Source organism: Streptomyces glaucescens (genome assembly GCF_002154375.1).
Classification (GTDB): Bacteria; Actinomycetota; Actinomycetes; order Streptomycetales; family Streptomycetaceae; genus Streptomyces; species Streptomyces glaucescens.
Genome location: NZ_MUND01000012.1, coordinates 1 through 16,386 on the forward strand (window position 1 = coordinate 1; position 16,386 = coordinate 16,386).

The 16,386-nt window shown below is 72.0% G+C and carries 16 protein-coding genes and 1 pseudogene; 6 read left to right on the forward strand and 11 right to left on the reverse strand.

What is annotated here, in order from left to right:
• From CCN42_RS00775 to CCN42_RS00805, 7 genes and pseudogenes are all read right to left on the reverse strand, one after another.
• Nucleotides 1–389, reverse strand: a pseudogene (locus CCN42_RS00775) (trypsin-like peptidase domain-containing protein); the annotation flags it as partial.
• A 118-nt stretch (nt 390–507) separates the two neighbouring features.
• Nucleotides 508–882 carry a fluoride efflux transporter CrcB gene (crcB, locus tag CCN42_RS00780; RefSeq protein ID WP_086732592.1) on the reverse strand — a complete coding sequence of 125 codons (375 nt, stop codon included), beginning with the start codon at nt 880–882 and terminating at the stop codon, nt 508–510.
• Nucleotides 879–1,226 carry a DUF190 domain-containing protein gene (locus CCN42_RS00785; RefSeq protein WP_086732593.1) on the reverse strand — a complete coding sequence of 116 codons (348 nt, stop codon included), beginning with the start codon at nt 1,224–1,226 and terminating at the stop codon, nt 879–881. The genes crcB (CCN42_RS00780) and CCN42_RS00785 overlap by 4 nt, the downstream gene beginning before the upstream one ends.
• A complete protein-coding gene (gene crcB / locus CCN42_RS00790) occupies nt 1,223–1,690 on the reverse strand; it encodes a fluoride efflux transporter CrcB (RefSeq protein ID WP_086732594.1) in 468 nt (155 codons plus the stop codon). The genes CCN42_RS00785 and crcB (CCN42_RS00790) overlap by 4 nt, the downstream gene beginning before the upstream one ends.
• Nucleotides 1,691–2,027: 337 nt before the next feature.
• The gene (locus tag CCN42_RS00795) at nt 2,028–2,315 is read right to left on the reverse strand and encodes an ArsR family transcriptional regulator (RefSeq protein WP_086732595.1); all 288 of its coding nucleotides are present in this window, start codon (nt 2,313–2,315) and stop codon (nt 2,028–2,030) included.
• Between the two features lie 232 nt (nt 2,316–2,547).
• A complete protein-coding gene (locus CCN42_RS00800; protein WP_086732596.1) occupies nt 2,548–4,107 on the reverse strand; it encodes a glycosyl hydrolase 53 family protein in 1,560 nt (519 codons plus the stop codon).
• Between the two features lie 167 nt (nt 4,108–4,274).
• Nucleotides 4,275–6,299, reverse strand: coding sequence for a beta-galactosidase (locus CCN42_RS00805; RefSeq protein WP_086732597.1), 2,025 nt, complete (start codon nt 6,297–6,299; stop codon nt 4,275–4,277).
• 183 nt (nt 6,300–6,482) lie between these two features.
• On the opposite strand from CCN42_RS00805, the gene CCN42_RS00810 reads away from it, so the two are divergent.
• Genes CCN42_RS00810 through CCN42_RS00825 form a run of 4 tightly spaced genes read left to right on the forward strand, consistent with a single transcriptional unit; the run spans nt 6,483 to nt 10,661 of the window.
• Complete coding sequence (locus CCN42_RS00810; protein WP_086732598.1) at nt 6,483–7,811, forward strand: extracellular solute-binding protein; 1,329 nt, start codon at nt 6,483–6,485, stop codon at nt 7,809–7,811.
• Nucleotides 7,808–8,731, forward strand: a complete 924-nt coding sequence (locus CCN42_RS00815) for a carbohydrate ABC transporter permease (protein WP_086732599.1) — start codon at nt 7,808–7,810, stop codon at nt 8,729–8,731. Before CCN42_RS00810 ends, CCN42_RS00815 begins: the two co-directional genes overlap by 4 nt.
• A complete protein-coding gene (locus CCN42_RS00820) occupies nt 8,728–9,633 on the forward strand; it encodes a carbohydrate ABC transporter permease (RefSeq protein WP_086732600.1) in 906 nt (301 codons plus the stop codon). The genes CCN42_RS00815 and CCN42_RS00820 overlap by 4 nt, the downstream gene beginning before the upstream one ends.
• The gene (locus CCN42_RS00825) at nt 9,630–10,661 is read left to right on the forward strand and encodes a LacI family DNA-binding transcriptional regulator (protein WP_086732601.1); all 1,032 of its coding nucleotides are present in this window, start codon (nt 9,630–9,632) and stop codon (nt 10,659–10,661) included. Before CCN42_RS00820 ends, CCN42_RS00825 begins: the two co-directional genes overlap by 4 nt.
• Before the next feature lie 16 nt (nt 10,662–10,677).
• On the opposite strand, the gene CCN42_RS00830 is transcribed toward CCN42_RS00825, so the two are convergent.
• The gene (locus tag CCN42_RS00830) at nt 10,678–11,424 is read right to left on the reverse strand and encodes a methyltransferase domain-containing protein (RefSeq protein WP_086732602.1); all 747 of its coding nucleotides are present in this window, start codon (nt 11,422–11,424) and stop codon (nt 10,678–10,680) included.
• 28 nt (nt 11,425–11,452) lie between these two features.
• On the opposite strand from CCN42_RS00830, the gene CCN42_RS00835 reads away from it, so the two are divergent.
• Entirely contained in the window at nt 11,453–11,965 is a 513-nt protein-coding gene (locus CCN42_RS00835; protein ID WP_086732603.1) for a helix-turn-helix domain-containing protein, read from the forward strand.
• A 71-nt stretch (nt 11,966–12,036) separates the two neighbouring features.
• A complete protein-coding gene (locus CCN42_RS00840) occupies nt 12,037–12,864 on the forward strand; it encodes an arylamine N-acetyltransferase family protein (protein ID WP_086732604.1) in 828 nt (275 codons plus the stop codon).
• Between the two features lie 167 nt (nt 12,865–13,031).
• On the opposite strand, the gene CCN42_RS00845 is transcribed toward CCN42_RS00840, so the two are convergent.
• The 3 genes from CCN42_RS00845 to CCN42_RS00855 all read right to left on the reverse strand — a co-directional run bounded on the left by CCN42_RS00845 (nt 13,032) and on the right by CCN42_RS00855 (nt 16,319).
• Nucleotides 13,032–13,430 carry an SseB family protein gene (locus CCN42_RS00845; protein ID WP_086170575.1) on the reverse strand — a complete coding sequence of 133 codons (399 nt, stop codon included), beginning with the start codon at nt 13,428–13,430 and terminating at the stop codon, nt 13,032–13,034.
• A gap of 181 nt (nt 13,431–13,611) precedes the next feature.
• Nucleotides 13,612–15,834 (reverse strand): catalase/peroxidase HPI, encoded by a 2,223-nt coding sequence (gene katG, locus CCN42_RS00850; protein WP_086732605.1) that lies wholly within the window; start codon nt 15,832–15,834, stop codon nt 13,612–13,614.
• A gap of 47 nt (nt 15,835–15,881) precedes the next feature.
• Nucleotides 15,882–16,319, reverse strand: a complete 438-nt coding sequence (locus CCN42_RS00855; protein ID WP_086732606.1) for a Fur family transcriptional regulator — start codon at nt 16,317–16,319, stop codon at nt 15,882–15,884.
• Nucleotides 16,320–16,386: the final 67 nt, after the last annotated feature.

Consider the following 16,386-nt stretch of genomic DNA (forward strand, 5'->3'; position numbering starts at 1 on the left):
GCCGCGGGGAGCCGGCCGGCGAGGGGAAGGGGGCCGGTACCGGCGGGGAGCCGCCCGGTCTCGCCGTGCAGCGCGAGGACCGCGAAGTCACGGCTGTCCGAGCGTGCGGCGCCGGGTTCGGGGCCGTCCAGCGCGGGGGGCGGCGACCAGCCGTCCGGCAGCGGTGCGGCCCGGCTCCGCCAGCCGCGCCCCGGCAGGTCGACGACCAGCCGTCCGGCGGCCGCCGCCGGTTCGGGCGGCGCGTCACCGGGCAGCCGTAACGCCGCCTTGACGACATGGGCGCAGGTGATCACGTGCAGTCCCGCGCCGGCCGGGGCGACCAGCACCCCGGCACCCCATAAGGAGCCGTCCTCGGACAGCACCCGGACTTGGCCTCGCTCTGGCCCCACAGTGATCGTCTCCCCCGTACGTCACGCATGTGCCCGAACTGTTCCCCCAGTGTAAAGAGGCCATTCCCGTTCGGCGTGGTGTCGTGCGCCGGCCGTCCATGTCACGGTGAGCGTCCGTTCACGCGCACAGCGCCCGGGCCAGCGCGTATCCCCCGGACGCGGCCCCGAGCCCGGCCGCCACGCTGCCCATCGCGTTGGCCGCGGCGGGCAGCCGGGCCCCGGACTCGACGAGGCGCAGGGTCTCGTAGGAGAAGGTCGAGTAGGTGGTCAGGGCGCCGCACAGGCCGGTGCCGAGGAAGAGCCGGAGGGGGGAGTCGGCGGCTCCGGCTGCGGTCGCGCCGGTCAGCAGGCCGAGGACGAGGCAGCCGGTGACGTTGACGGCGAAGGTGCCCCAGGGGAAGACGGAGTCGTGGCGGGACTGCACCGCGCGGTCGGTGAGATAGCGCAGCGGGGCGCCGATCATGCCGCCGACGACGACCAGCAGCCAGTTCACGGTGTCTCCTCGCGGGGGGCGGGCCGCACGATCTCGCACGGGTCGAGGGTCACCAGCCCGTCGCCGACCAGCCCGTCCAGTCGCGGCAGGAAGGCCCGTACGCGGTCCTCGGCGTCCACGATGACGACGGCCACGGGCAGGTCCTCGCTGAGCGACAGCAGCCGGGAGGTGTGGACGACGGAGGAGGCGCCGAAGCCCTCGACACCGCGGAAGACGCTGGCACCGGCGAGGCCCGCCGCGTGGGCCCGGTGCACGATCTCCGTGTACAGGGGCCGGTGGTGCCAGGTGTCGTTCTCGCCGACGAGGACGGTCAGCCGCAGGGCGCGGCCGGTCGGCCGGGTCATCGCCGCCTCCCGCGCAGCAGCCGCCGGGCCGCGGTGGCGGCGAGCCAGACGGCGGCGAGGGCCGCGCTCAGGGTCGCGGCGAGATAGGCGCCGGCCGTGCCGGGACGGCCGCTCTCGACGAGCCGCTGGATGTCGACGGCGTACGTGGAGAAGGTGGTGAAGCCGCCGAGCACCCCGGTGCCGAAGAAGGGGCGCAGCAGCGGGTGGGCTGGGCGCCCCCCCTCGGTGACGGCAACCAGGAAGACGCCGATCACGGCGCAGCCGGCGACGTTGACCCAGAAGGTCGCCCACGGGAAGCCGTCCGGTGCGGCGGGCCACCGGAGGGAGGCCGCGTAGCGGGCGGTGGCGCCGATGCCACCGCCGAGCGCGACCACGGCGACCACCGGCGCCTGGGCGCGCCGGGCGGAGCGCTGCCGTACGGGGGTGGCGCGCGGCGCGGCGTGGTCGGTGCCGGGGGATGTCATGGTCGTGCTTCTCCTACTCGCCCGGGCCCGGGGGTGCGGGCGCCGCCCTCGCAAGCAGGGACCGTTGGCGGCTCGGCTGCCGCGGTTCGCTCACGGCGGGCCCCGCCGCCGCGCCGCGAGGTGATCGCGGCCGCTCAACAGCGTAACTCCGGGTCGCCGCGGCGGTCACTTCGGCGCCGGTGGTGGTGTGCACGGCGATGCCGCCGATCCAGTGGGTCGCGCCGGAGGTGGTGACCGGGGGTCCGTCGAGGGCCGGGCGCAGCCGTCCAGGACTCCGGTCGGGTCCCGGCCGTCCATGGACCCCGGGACGGCGAGCGCCGCGGCGTCACCCAGGCCGCTACCAGCCCTTCTCGAACATCCGCGCCACCTCGGCGACCCGCACCTCGTCGCACCGGTAGTGGACCCGGCCGTCGATCCGGCGGCGGCGGAGCAGGCCGAGGCATGTGAGGAGGGTGAGGTGGGTGTGGGCGACCGGGCCGGGGACGCCCAGTTTGGCGGCCACGGCGTCGGCGGGGACGCCGTCCGCGAGGAGGTCGGTGCCGTGGTGCGGCGGGAAGTGGGCGGCCGGGTCCCCCAGCCATTCCAGGATGCGCAGCCTGGTGTCGTGGGTGGGAGTCCTCAGCATCTGTCCCCCTCGGTCGGGCCCCTCACCGGCCCGCTTTCCCTGCGCGGCGGGGGCTGAGACATCGGTTCCCGGACGTGCTGCCCCCTGCCCGGTATCGAACGGGTCTTCGACTGTGGCGCGGGGGGGGAACGGCCGAGGGCCCGGCCGCGGAGGTGCGCACTCTCGCGGCCGGGCCCCAGGCCCGTCGGGCGGCGGTGGCCGAACCGGTCTCAGCCGGCGTCAGCCGTGCGGATCAGCGGTGGCTGAACCACGTCATCGCCGGGAGCGCCCGGTCGTCGTAGCCGAACAGGGCCTGGTTCTCCCAGCCGTTGCCGGAGGAAGGGTCGGTGGGGTCCCAGCCGTTGCCGGTCACGGCCGTCCAGGTGGCCTCCCAGTAGAAGACGCCGAGGCCGCGGCCGTTCGGCACGGCCTCCACGATGCTCGCGATGTCGTTCATCCACCTGGTCTGCCCGGCGGTGGTGGCGGGGTATCCGGCGACCAGCTCGCCGGGGAGGTCGATGATGTTCTCGTGCGCGTCCTCGCTGTCGAGCCGGAAGGGGTAGGCCGTCTCGGCGACGAAGACCGGCTTGCCGTAGCGGGCGGCGGCGTCGTCCAGGGTGGTCTGGAAGTCGTACAGCGAGCCGTGCCAGTAGCCGTAGTAGGACAGGCCGATGGCGTCGAACCTCACGCCGTTCGCCACGGCCGAGTCGAACCACCAGCGGGTGCCGCTCAGGTCACCGCCCTTGGCGAGGTGCAGCGCCACGGTGGTGGAGGAGCTGACGGCCTTGACCGCGTCGTAACCGGAGTTGAGCAGCCCGGCGAGCTGCGGCCAGTTGCTGGTGGAACCCTCGTTCCACAGCATGCCGCCGTTGATCTCGTTGCCGACCTGGACCATGTCGGCGGTGGTGCCCTGGGCCTTGAGCGCGTTCAGCACGTCGTACGTGTGCTGGTACACGTCCGTCTTCAACTGGCTGTAGGAGTGGCCCGCCCACGCGGCCGGCTTGGCCTGGGCGCCGGGGTCGGCCCAGGTGTCCGAGTAGTGGAAGTCGACGAGGAGCTTCATGCCCTGCGCCTTGATCCGCTTGGCCATGGCGAGCACGCGGGCCTTGTTGTTGTAGCCGTCGGCCGGGTTCACCCAGACCTTCAGCCGGGCGTAGTTCATGCCCGCGGACTTCATGACGGCGAGCGGGTCGGCGGCGGAGCCCGAACTCGTGCGGTAGACGCCGCCCTTGGCCTCGCTCTTGGGGAGGGAGGAGACGTCGGCGCCGTGGATGGTGGTGCCGGACGTGCCCGAGGTGAAGGTCAGGTCGTCGACGTTGATCCAGTTGCCCGCGTTGGCATCGCTGTTGATGCTGATCGTGCACTGGTTGGTGGTCACGTCGACCGGCACGACGATCCGGATCCACCCGCTCGCGGAGACCGGGAGGTCGGTGCGCCGTTCGGCGCCGCCGCAGTTCTTCAGGGCTATGTACGCCGCGTTCTGGCCGCCGCCGGAGCGGACCCAGGCGGTCAGTCTGTACTTGCCGTTGGCGAGGCCGGAGAGGTACTGGTACGTCTCCACCTTGTACGCGGCGGACGCCCAGTGACTCAGCCGGTAGCTCCCGCCGTGGCCGCCGGCCTCGGTGAAGGATGCGCCGGCCGAGCCGTACTCGGACCAGCCGGCGGGCGTGCCCGTGCCGGCGCCGTCGGACTCGAATCCGCCGTTGGTGAGGGTGCTCGCCGCCTCGGCGGTCTGCGCCGGGAGGGTGGTGAGGGCGAGTCCCGCGGCGAGCGGCAGCAGGAGGGCCCGCAGGGTGCGCCTGGGGTGCAGCATCGTGCGTCTGGGATGGAACATCGTCGTCCGTCGTCCCTTCGACGTAACGGGGATGGGGGTCCTCCGCACGGACGCTCCATGAGACTCCGTGCGGGGGCGGCCCCTCCGCCCGCGGCTCGTGCGGCTCGCGCGGACGGAGGGGAGTCGGTTCGGCCCGGGGGCCGGGTTCAGCCGTCGAGCCGGACGACCCGGACGGCGCCCGCGGGCACCTCGACGCCGCCCGCGGCGCGTTCGCCGGTGAGCAGCTCGGTGCCGGGGCTGTCCAGCGGCACCTTGGCGTCGGTGCCGGTGTGGTTGAGGGCGAACAGGTAGGTGCCCGACTCGCCGGCGCGCAGCACCACTTCGACGTCGCGGGGCAGCTCGGTGCGCGGGGCGAGGCCCGCGTCCTCGGCGGCCCGGGCGAGCACCGCGTCCAGGCCCCCGGCGGCGAGGCGGGTGGAGACGTACCAGGCGGTGCCCTCGCCAAGACGGTGCCGGGTGACGGCGGGGCGGCCGGCGGTGAGGCCGTCGGCGTAGCTCCACACGGTCTCTGCGCCGCGCGGCACCACGAACTCCGTCCACACGTCGGCGCCCAGCTCGGGGACGCCGTCGGGGCCGGTGATGCGGACCGTCTCGCCCTTCAGCAGCGGGGAGAACTCCTCGACGGTCAGGCCGAGGACGTCGCGCAGCGCGCCCGGGTAGGCGCCCTCGTGGACGGCGTCGTGCTCGTCGACGATGCCGGAGAAGTACGACACCAGCAGGGTGCCGCCGTTCTCGACGTACGTCGTGAGGTTGCGTCCTGCCGCCTCGGTCATCAGGTACAGCGCGGGCACCACGACCAGCGGATAGGCCGACAGGTCGGCCTCCGGGTGGGCGAAGTCGACGGTGAGGTGGCGGTCGTACAGCGCCTCGTAGAAGCTGTCGGCGCGCTCGCGGGCGTCGTGGTCCTCGCTGGGCCGCCAGTCGAGGTTCTGCGCCCACCAGGAGTGCCAGTCCCAGAGCACCGCCACGTCCGCGCGGGTGCGGGTGCCGCGGATCTCGTCCAGCGCGCCCAGGTCCGCGCCCAGTCGCACGACCTCGCGCCAGACGCGGGTGTCGGTGCCGCCGTGCGGGACCATCGCCGAGTGGAACTTCTCGGCGCCGCGCCGGGACTGCCGCCACTGGAAGAACATGGCGCCCTCGGAGCCGCGTGCCACGTGGGCGAGGGAGTTGCGGGCCATCTGGCCGGGGGCCTTGGCGGGGTTGCGGGCCTGCCAGTTCACGCCCGAGGTGGAGTGCTCCAGGAGCAGCCAGGGGGCGCCGCCCGCCACCGAGCGGGTGAGGTCGGCGGCCATGGCGAGGTTGACGTGGGTGCGGCGGCCGTCGGTGATGAGGTAGTGGTCGTTGGTGACGAGGTCGACCTCGCGGCCCCAGGCCCAGTAGTCGAGGGAGTCGCACTGGCTGAGCGCGGTCATGAAGTTGGTGGTCACCGGGACGCCGGGCGAGAGGCGGTGCAGGATGTCCCGCTCCGCCACGAAGTTCTCGCGGATGATGGCGTCGGCGAACCGCTTGTAGTCCAGGGCCTGCGCCGGATTGCCGACGGTGGGGGTGACGCGCGGCGGGTTGATCTGCTCCAGGCCGGTGTAGCGCTGCCCCCAGAAGGCGGTGCCCCAGGCCTCGTTGACCGCCTCGACCGTGCCGTACGTGTCCGCCAGCCAGCGGCGGAAGTGGGCGGCGCAGGAGTCGCAGTAACAGGCGGAGACCGGCACGCCGTACTCGTTGTGGACGTGCCACATCGCGAGGGCGGGGTGGTCGCCGTAGCGCTCGGCCAGCTTGGTGGTGATGTGCGCGGCGGCGGCCCGGTAGTCGGCGTTGCTGTGGCAGATGGCGCCGCGTGAGCCGAACTCGTAGCGGGTGCCGTCGGCGGTCACCGGCAGCGCCTCGGGGTGCTCGCGGTAGAACCAGACCGGGGGGACCACGGTGGGGGTGCCGAGGTCGACGCGGACGCCGTTCTCGTGGAGCAGGTCCAGCAGCCGGTCGAGCCAGCCGAAGTCGTACTGTCCGCGCGCGGGCTCCAGCAGCGCCCAGGAGAAGATCCCGACACTCACCATGGAGACGCCGGCCTCCCGCATCAGCCGGACGTCCTCCTGCCAGACGCTCTCCGGCCACTGCTCGGGGTTGTAGTCCCCACCGAAGGCGAGCCTCGTGAGGCCCTTGGGGGTGGTCTCCGGCATGGATGTCTCCCGGTAGGTCGATCATTTGGGAACGTGCACACACAGCGGTGGCGGTGCGATCCCAACATAACCGCACAGCAACAACCATTGACAAGTGTCCGGGATGTTTCTCTACTGTGAACGCTCACAGAAGCATGGCAGGTCCTCGCGACGGGCGAGGGCCCCAGGTCAGGGGAGATATCCATGCCGAACACGAAGCGCCGGCGGCTTTTCAGAGGCGCGGCCACCGCTGTTGCCCTCACGCTCGGCGGCACCGCCCTCGCCGCGTGCGGCTCGGACGAGGGGGACGGCGAGGCCGGGTCGGGGCCGGTCTCGCTCACGTACTGGACCTGGACACCCGGCATGGACAAGGTCGTCGACCTGTGGAACAAGGGCCCGGGCAAGAAGGACCGGATCACGGTCACCGTGAAGAAGCAGGCGTCCGGCGACACCTTGGTCACCAAGATCCTCACCGCGCACAAGGCCGGCAAGGCGCCCGACCTGGTGCAGGCCGAGTACCAGGCGCTGCCCACCCTGGTCAGCAATGACGCGCTCGCCGACATATCGGGCGAGGTCGGCGGGGCGAAGGAGAAGTTCGCCGAGGGCGTCTGGCAGCAGACCACGCTGGGCACGGACGCGGTCTACGCGGTGCCGCAGGACATCGGCCCGATGATGTTCTACTACCGCGAGGACCTCTTCCAGCAGTACGGCCTGAAGGTCCCGACGACCTGGGAGCAGTTCGCCGAGACCGCGCGGGCGCTGAAGAAGAAGGCCCCGGACAAGGACCTCACCACCTTCTCCGCCAACGACTCCGGCCTCTTCGCGGGCCTCGCCCAGCAGGCCGGCGCCAAGTGGTGGACCACTCAGGGCGAGCAGTGGAAGGTCGGCATCAACGACCCGGCGACCCAGAAGGTCGCCGAGTTCTGGGGCGGCCTCGTCGAGGAGGGCGCCATCGACAACCAGCCGATGTACACCCCGGCCTGGAACAAGGCGCTGAACACCGGCAAGCAGATCGCCTGGGTCAGCGCCGTGTGGGCCCCGGGCACCCTGACCACCGCCGCGCCCGACACCAAGGGCAAGTGGGCCATGGCCCCGCTCCCCCAGTGGTCCACCGGCGAGAACGTCACCGGCAGCTGGGGCGGCTCCTCCACCGCCGTCACCACCGACTCGAAGCACAAGGAGGCCGCCGCCAAGTTCGCCGCCTGGCTGAACACCGACGGCGAGGCGCTGAACGCGCTGGCCAAGGAGAGCGGCATCTACCCCGCCTCCACCGCCGCCCAGCTCAGCGGCGCCTTCACCAAGTCGCCGGAGTACTTCGCGAACCAGGCCGACTTCTACACCAAGGCCGCCGAGATCGCGCAGACCACCGCGCCGTCCGCCTGGGGCCCGAACGTGAACGTCGCCTACACCGCCTTCAAGGACGCCTTCGGCTCCGCCGCCAAGAACAAGTCGGACTTCACGGCCGCCCTGGACACCATGCAGGAGGCGACCGTCGCCGACCTGAAGAAGCAGGGCTTCGAGGTTTCCGAGTGACCACCGCACGCCGGAGGCCGTACGGGGTCAAGGGGGCCCCGTACGGCTTCCTCCTCCCGGCAACGATCCTCTTCGCCCTGTTCTTCGCGCTGCCCATCGGCTACGCGGTCTGGCTCAGCTTCCGCAAGGTGAAGGTCTCGGGCCTCGGGCTCGGCTCCGGCGCCCGCCGCGAGGTCTGGGCCGGCCTGGAGAACTACACCGCCGCCCTCACCGACAGCGAGCTGCTCGGCGGCGCGCTACGCGTCCTCGCCTACGGCTGCATCGTCGTACCCGTCATGCTGGGCCTCGCGCTGCTGTTCGCGCTGATGCTCGACTCCGAGAAGGTGCGGTTCGCCCCCTTCACCCGGCTCGCGATCTTCCTGCCGTACGCCATCCCCGGCGTGGTCGCGGCGCTGCTGTGGGGTTTCCTGTACCTGCCGGACGTCAGCCCGTTCTACTTCGTGCTCGACAAGCTCGGCCTGCCGCAGCCCGACCTGCTGGACGGCGGTCCGCTCTACCTCGCCCTGTCGAACATCGCGGTCTGGGGCGGCACCGGCTTCAACATGATCGTCATCTACACCTCGCTGCGGTCCATCCCGGCCGAGGTCTACGAGGCGGCCAAGCTGGACGGCGCCACCCCGCTGCAGATCGCGCTGCGGATCAAGATCCCGATGGTGGCGCCCTCGCTGGTGCTGACCTTCTTCTTCTCGATCATCGCGACGCTCCAGGTGTTCAGCGAACCGACCACCCTCAAGCCGCTCACCAACTCCGTGCCCACCACCTGGAGTCCGCTGATGAAGGTGTACCAGGACGCCTTCGGCAAGGGTGACATCCATGCGGCGGCCGCCCAGGCGACGATCATCGCCCTGGCCACGCTGCTGCTGTCCTTCGGCTTCCTGCGGGCCGCGAACCGTCGTCAGAAGCAGGAGGCGGCACGATGAGCACGCTGGCCATCCGCAAGACCGAACCCGCCGCGGGCACCACCCCCGGCACCGCCCAGGGACCGCCGCTGCGCCGCCGGATCGCGCTGATCCCCACGGTGACGCTGCTGCTCGGCGCGCTGTACTGCCTGCTGCCGGTGGCGTGGGTGGTGATCGCCTCCACCAAGTCCGGCAACGAGCTGTTCTCCACGTTCACCTTCCTGCCGGGCACCGGCTTCGCCGAGAACCTCTCCGACCTGAACGCCTACCGCGACGGCGTGTACTGGCAGTGGATGGGCAACTCGGCCCTCTACGCGATCCTCGGCGCCCTGCTGTCCACGGTGGTGTCGTCCTTCGCGGGCTACGCGCTGGCGACGTACCGCTTCCGCGGGCGCGAGACGATGTTCAACGTGCTGCTCGCGGGTGTGCTGATGCCGCCGGTGATCCTGGCGATCCCGCAGTACCTGCTGCTGGCGAAGGCCGACCTCACGGACTCCTACTGGTCCGTGCTGCTGCCGCAGATCCTCTCGCCGTACGGCGTCTACCTGTCCCGGATCTACGCGGCCGCCGCCGTGCCGGCCGACGTGGTGGAGGCCGGGCGGATGGACGGCGCGAGCGAGTGGCGGATCTTCACCCGGATCGCGCTGCCGATGATGGTGCCCGGTCTGGTGACGGTCTTCCTCTTCCAGTTCGTGGCGATCTGGAACAACTTCCTGCTGCCGTACATCATGCTCAGCGACGACGAGAAGTTCCCGATCACGCTCGGTCTGCACACGCTCCTGGAGCAGGGCGCGAACACGCCCGCGCTGTACACCCTGGTGATCACCGGTGCGTTCCTCGCGGTCATCCCGCTGGTCGCACTGTTCCTGGTCATCCAGCGGTTCTGGAGCCTGGATCTGCTGTCCGGGGCCGTAAAGTCATGACCATGAGCCATACGGGGGGCCGGCGCAGACCGCCGACGATTCACGACGTGGCGCGCGAGGCCGGCGTCTCGCGCGGCACCGTCTCGCGCGTGCTCAACGGCGGACACTACGTCAGCCCGGCCGCGCAGGAGGCGGTCAACGCCGCCATCCGCAAGACGGGGTACGTCGTGAACCGGCACGCCCGCTCCCTGATCACCGGTCGCTCGGACTCCGTCGGCTTCCTCCTGACGGAGCCTCAGGAGCGGTTCTTCGAGGACCCGAACTTCAACGTCCTGCTGCGCGGCTGCACCCAGGCGCTGGCCGCGCACGACATCCCGCTGCTGCTGATGCTGGCGGGCACCGAGGACGAGCGGCGGCGCATAACGCGGTACATCACCGCCGGGCACGTCGACGGGGTGCTGCTGGTCTCCAGCCACTCCGGCGACCCGGTCGCCCAGGAGCTGCGCGAGGCGGGCGTGCCGCTGGTCGCCTGCGGCAAGCCGATCGGGCTGGGCTCCAAGGTGAGCTACGTGGCCGCCGACGACCGGGACGGCGCCCGGGACATGGTCCGGCATCTGCTCTCGCTCGGGCGCCGCCGGATCGGCGTGGTCACCGGCCCGCTGGACACGCCCGGCGGTGTGGAGCGGCTGGCCGGCTACAAGGAGGTGCTGGCCGAGGAGGGCCTCCCCATCGACGACGATCTCGTCGTCTCCGGCGACTACAGCCGGGCCAGCGGTGAGGCGGGCGCCGAGCGGCTGCTCACCCAGGCACCCGACATCGACGCCGTCTTCGTCGCCTCCGACCTGATGGCGCAGGGCGTGCTCGCCACGCTCCAGCGGGCCGGGCGCCGGGTGCCGCAGGACGTGGCGGTCGGTGGTTTCGACGACTCCCCCGCCGCGGTCGCCGCGAGCCCCGAGCTGACGACCATACGGCAGCCCTGGGACCGGATCAGCGCCGAGATGGTGCGGGTCCTGCTGGCCCAGATCGGGGGCGAGGACCCGGCCGCGGTGATCCTCCCGACGGAGCTGGTGAAAAGGGAGTCGACCTGACCGTCGGCCGGCGGTCTCAGACCTCGCCGGCCGCGAAGAACACCGGCACGGCCGCGAACAGCCTGTCCCGGCCGGCCCTGGCACGCTGCTCGGCGATCCAGCCAGCGGCGCGTACGCCGTCCACGGCGCCCGACCGCGCCGCCGCCCGGGCCAGGGCGGTCAGCAGCGGCAGGCCGTCCGGGCCGGTGAGGATCTGTGTGCGCACCTCGACGGTCACCTTCCGGAAGCCCGCGTCCAGCAGCAGGGCGCGGTGGCGGCGGGCCGCGCGGGGTGCGGTGACCTGGCCGGCCCGGGCGTGGACCAGGGTGCGGGTGAGCCCGGGGTCGTCGGAGTCGATGACGAAGGTGTCCCAGTCCTGGCCGGTCAGGACGGCCCGCCCGCCGGGGACGAGGACCCTGCGGGCCTCGGCGAGGGCCCGCTCGGGCTCGGCCAGCTCATGGAAGACCTTGTCCGCGCGGTAGCCGTCGACCGACCGGTCCGCGAACGGCAGGGCGCGGGCGTCTCCGGCCCGCAGATCGGCGTACGGCCATCGCGCCCGGGCGGCGGCGAGCATCCGCTCGTCCACGTCGACGCCCACCGCCGTCACCCCCCGCCCGGCCAGCTCGGCCACCGCCCGGCCGCCGCCACAGCCCACGTCGACGACCGAGCGGGCCGCGCCGAGCAGGTCGTAGGAGAGGTCCCGCAGTTCCCGGGCCCCGGGGAGCCGGTCGGCGAGGTCCAGGCGGGCGAGCAGGGCGTCGGTCTGTTCCTGGTCCTTGGTCATGGCGGTCAGGGTGCGACTTAATGTCGGCATGAGGTCAAACGAGCGGGACGGGACGATCGGCATCGGTGCGCTGGCCGGGCGCTTCGGGCTGGCCGCGCATGTGCTGCGGCACTGGGAGTCGACGGGCCTGCTGGCCCCGGCCCGGGACGCCGCGGGCCGCCGGCGGTACGGGCCCGCGGACGTGGTGCGGGTGGCGGTGATCCTGCGCGGCAAGGAGGCGGGGCTGTCCCTGGAGGCGATCCGCACGCTGGTGGCCGGCGGCCACCGGGTGCGGAGCGAGGTGCTGCGCCGGGAGGCCGAGGAGCTGCACGCCCGGATCGCGGCCGCGCAGGCGTCGCTGGCGCTGGTCGAGTGCGCTCTGGGCTGTGCCCACGAGGAGCTGACGGACTGCCCGCACTTCCGCCGCGAGGTCGCCGAGCGGGTCCGGGTCGACCGGTCGGGGCGATCGGAAGGGGCGGGAAGGCCAGGATCGGGAAGCCGTCGGCCCGCCCCGCATGATCGGGCTGCTCCAGGGCCCGTCCGCCTGAGCCCGCCCGCCTAGGACCAAGGCCCGAGGACGGATCCGACCCTGGGCCGCCGACGCGGTGCCGTCGGCTGCCTAGGGTGAGGTGCATGCCCGAAACGACATCGTCAGTGGATCTCGACGCCTACTTCAGCAGGATCGGCTGGGAGGGCCCGCTGCGTGCCGACACGGCGACGCTGCGGGGGCTGCATCTGGCCCATGCCCGTGCCATTCCGTTCGAGAATCTGGAGGCCCTGCGGCTCAGGGCCCCGTCCCTGGAGCCGGACGATCTCATGGCCAAGCTGGTGCACAGCAGACGGGGCGGCTACTGCCACGAGCAGAACCTGCTCTTCTCGTACGTCCTGGAGGCGCTCGGCTTCCGGGTGACCCGCCTCGCTGCGCGGGTGATCCTCGGCGCCGACCGGATCGAGAGCCGTCCGCGCGGCCACATGATCCTGCTGGTCACGGCCGCGGACGAGTCGCGGCCGTATCTCGCCGACGTGGGGTACGGGGCCGCCGGGGCGCTGCTGGAGGCGGTGCCACTGGTCGCCGGGACCGAACTCCACGACGCGGGGCGCCGCCACCGGTTCGTGCACGCGCCGCACGGCGGGCCGCTGGACCTGTGGGTGCTGGAGGCGTACGACCGGGCCGGCGACGAGTGGGTGGCGCAGTACGCGTTCACCCTGGAACCGTTCGAACTGTCCGACTACGAGGTGTTCAACTGGGAGGTGTCGACCAACCCGCGGTCGCCGTTCACCCGGCGCCTGTTCGCCCAGCGGACCACGTCCGACGGGCACCTCCTCCTGGACGGCCGGCTCCTCACCGAGACCGGTGCCGACGGCACGGTGCGCAAGCGGGAACTGGCCGGCGACGCCGAGGTGCGTCAGGTGCTGGACGCGGACTTCGGCATCGCCGCCCCGGACGCGGTGACGCTCTAGGTCAATACATCTAGGGGGTGTCGTCGAACTCCCGTCGTCGTCCGCAGGACGGCCCTGCGGCGTCCGGTGCGNNCGGGCTTTCGTCCGATGCGGCGAGAGCACGTGCCGCGCGTCGCGGGGCAGACGGGAGTTCGACGACACCCCCCAGGGTCCGGCCCGGCGCCGTCTCAGGGGCGGGCGAGCAGCGTGCGCACCCCGTCCGAGGTCAGGGTGAGTCCGTGGGCGGAGCTGGCGTCGATGGTGAGCGACAGATCGTCGGAGGGCCACTGCGCGGCCAGTACGCCCAGCGGGACCAGGCGGTAGCGGGAGACGAAGGGCAGCAGCCCGGCCATCTCCAGCTCGGAGGTGAAGACGGGCACCACCGGTACGCCGTCCGGCTGCTCCAGGACGGGCAGCGCCACGGCGGTGGGATCGGTCGCGTCCTCCTCCGGGACGTCGTCGGGCACGGGGACGAGCACTTCGCTGTGGGCGAGGGTGTCCAGCGCGTCCGTGTCCTCGGTGTCCCGGGCGAGCGCGTCGAGCGCCTGCTGGGCGGGGTTGGTGCCGTTGTCGGCGGGTGTGTCCATGGCGGATCCCCAGGTAGCTGCGGTCGTACACCGCGTCCGGGCCGAGATCGGACGGGCACAGTGTTCCTCGCGTACCCGAAGCCACCCGGACCATGCGCGCCCGCCCCCATATGGTCGTAAGACCCGAAGAGCGGCCTGGACCGGTGGGCCGAGACGGCCCACCGGTCCGGGCCCGAGCGCATCAGGCCAGGTCGAAGCGGTCCAGCTCCATGACCTTGACCCACGCGGCGACGAAGTCCCGCACGAACTTCTCCTTCGCGTCGTCGGCGGCGTAGACCTCGGCGAGCGCGCGCAGCTCGGAGTTCGAGCCGAAGACCAGGTCGGCGCGGCTGCCGGCCCACTTCAGCTCACCGGTGGCGGCGTCGCGGCCCTCGAAGGCGGTCTGGTCCTCGGAGGTCGACTTCCAGGTCGTGCCCAGGTCGAGCAGGTTGACGAAGAAGTCGTTGGTCAGCGCGCCCGGGACCGTGGTGAAGACGCCGAGCTGCGACTGCTGGTGGTTGGCGCCGAGCACGCGCAGGCCACCGACGAGGACGGTCATCTCGGGGGCGCTCAGGGTGAGCAGGTTGGCCTTGTCGAGCAGCAGGTACTCGGCCGGGAGGCGGTTGCCCTTGCCCAGGTAGTTGCGGAAGCCGTCGGCCGTGGGCTCCAGCGCGGCGAAGGACTCGGCGTCGGTGTGCTCCTCGGTCGCGTCGACGCGGCCCGGGGTGAACGGCACCTCGATGTCGAATCCGGCGTCCTTGGCGGCCTTCTCGATCGCGGCACAGCCGCCGAGGACGATCAGGTCGGCGAGGGAGACCTTGCGGGCGCCGGTGTTCCACTCCTGCTGGACGGTCTCCAGGGTGCGCAGCACGACCGCGAGCTGGTCGGGGTCGTTGACCTCCCAGTTGCGCTGCGGCTCCAGGCGGATGCGGGCGCCGTTGGCACCGCCGCGCTTGTCGCTGCCGCGGAAGGTGGAGGCCGACGCCCAGGCGGTGGCGACCAGCTGCGAGACGCTGAGGCCCGAGTCGAGGAGCTTGGCCTTCAGGGCGGCGACGTCGGCGGCGTCGATGAGGTCGCCCTCGCGCTCCGGCAGCGGGTCCTGCCACAGCAGGGTCTCCTCCGGGACCTCGGGGCCGAGGTACAGCGACTTCGGGCCCATGTCGCGGTGGGTCAGCTTGTACCAGGCGCGGGCGAAGGCGTCGGCGAACTGGTCCGGGTTCTCCAGGAAGCGGCGCGAGATCTGCTCGTAGACCGGGTCGAAGCGCAGCGCCAGGTCGGTGGTGAGCATGCCCGGCGCGATCTTCTTCTGCGGGTCGTGCGCGGAGGGGACGGTGCCCTCGCCCGCGCCGCCCTTGGGCCGCCACTGCTTGGCGCCGGCCGGGGACTCGGTCAGCTCCCACTCGAAGCTGAAGAGGTTCCAGAAGAAGTTGTTGCTCCACCTGGTGGGAGAGCTGGTCCAGGTGACCTCCAGACCGGAGGTGATGGTGTCCGCGCCCTTGCCGGTGCCGTAGGTGTTCTTCCAGCCGAGGCCCTGCTCCTCCATGGAGGCGGCCTCGGGGTCGGCGCCGACGTGGTCGGCCGGGCCTGCACCGTGGGTCTTGCCGAAGGTGTGGCCGCCGGCGATGAGGGCGACGGTCTCCTCGTCGTTCATCGCCATGCGGCGGAAGGTCTCACGGATGTCGCGGGCCGCGGCCAGCGGGTCCGGGTTGCCGCCCGGCCCCTCGGGGTTGACGTAGATGAGGCCCATCTGGACGGCGCCGAGCGGGTTCTCCAGCTCACGGTCGCCGGTGTAGCGCCGGTCGTCGAGCCAGGTGGTCTCGGGGCCCCAGTAGACGTCCTCCTCCGGCTCCCAGACGTCCTCGCGGCCGCCGGCGAAGCCGAAGGTCTTGAAGCCCATGGTCTCCAGGGCGACGTTGCCGGCGAGGATCATCAGGTCGGCCCAGGACAGGCTCCGGCCGTACTTCTTCTTGACCGGCCACAGCAGCCGGCGGGCCTTGTCGAGGTTGGCGTTGTCCGGCCAGCTGTTCAGCGGGGCGAAGCGCTGCTGGCCGGCGCCGGCGCCGCCGCGGCCGTCGCTGATCCGGTAGGTGCCCGCGCTGTGCCACGCCATGCGGATGATGAACGGCCCGTAGTGGCCGAAGTCGGCGGGCCACCAGTCCTGGGAGGTGGTGAGCACCTCGGCGATGTCCCGTTTCACGGCCGGGAGGTCGAGGCTCTTGAACGCTTCGGCGTAGTCGAAGTCCTCACCCATCGGGTTCGCCACGGCGGGGTTCTTCGCGAGGATCTTCAGGTTGAGCCGCTCCGGCCACCACTGGCGGTTGCCGCCGCCCTGGGTGGGGTGCAGGGCGCGCCCGTGCGCGACCGGACAGCCACCGGTGCCCTCCGTCTTCGGGTCGGTGACGATCGCATCGGGGTTCTCAGCCATGGGAAACCTTCCGAACTAGTGATCACGGTGCTCAGGAACTGCTGTGCTCAGGAACTGCTGGGGGTGGAACAGGCGGGGCACAGGCCCCAGTAGATGACCTCGGCCTCGTCGACGACGAAGCCGCGGTCGTCCGAGGCGGTGAGGCAGGGCGCGTGACCGACCGCGCAGTCGACGTCGGCGACAGCGCCGCACGAACGGCACACGAGGTGGTGGTGGTTGTCCCCGACTCGGCCCTCGTAGAGGGTGGGGCTGCCCGGGGGCTCGATCCGGCGGACGAGTCCCGCCGCGGCCAGCGCGTGCAGCGCCTCGTACACGGCCGGGAGGGAGATGTGGCCCACGCGCTCGCGGACGCCGGAGGCGATCGCCTCGGCGTCGAGGTGGTCGCCGGCCCGCACGGTCTCGAGCAGCGCGACACGGGCGGCCGTCACCCGCAGGCCGGCTCCCCGCAGTTCGTCGGCGGTGGTCGGGGTCCCGGGTGCGGTCATGGGGGTCAACCTACCGCCTAAACACGAACAATTAAAGAAAACAATGCGTTCAAGTCGGGTGGACGTG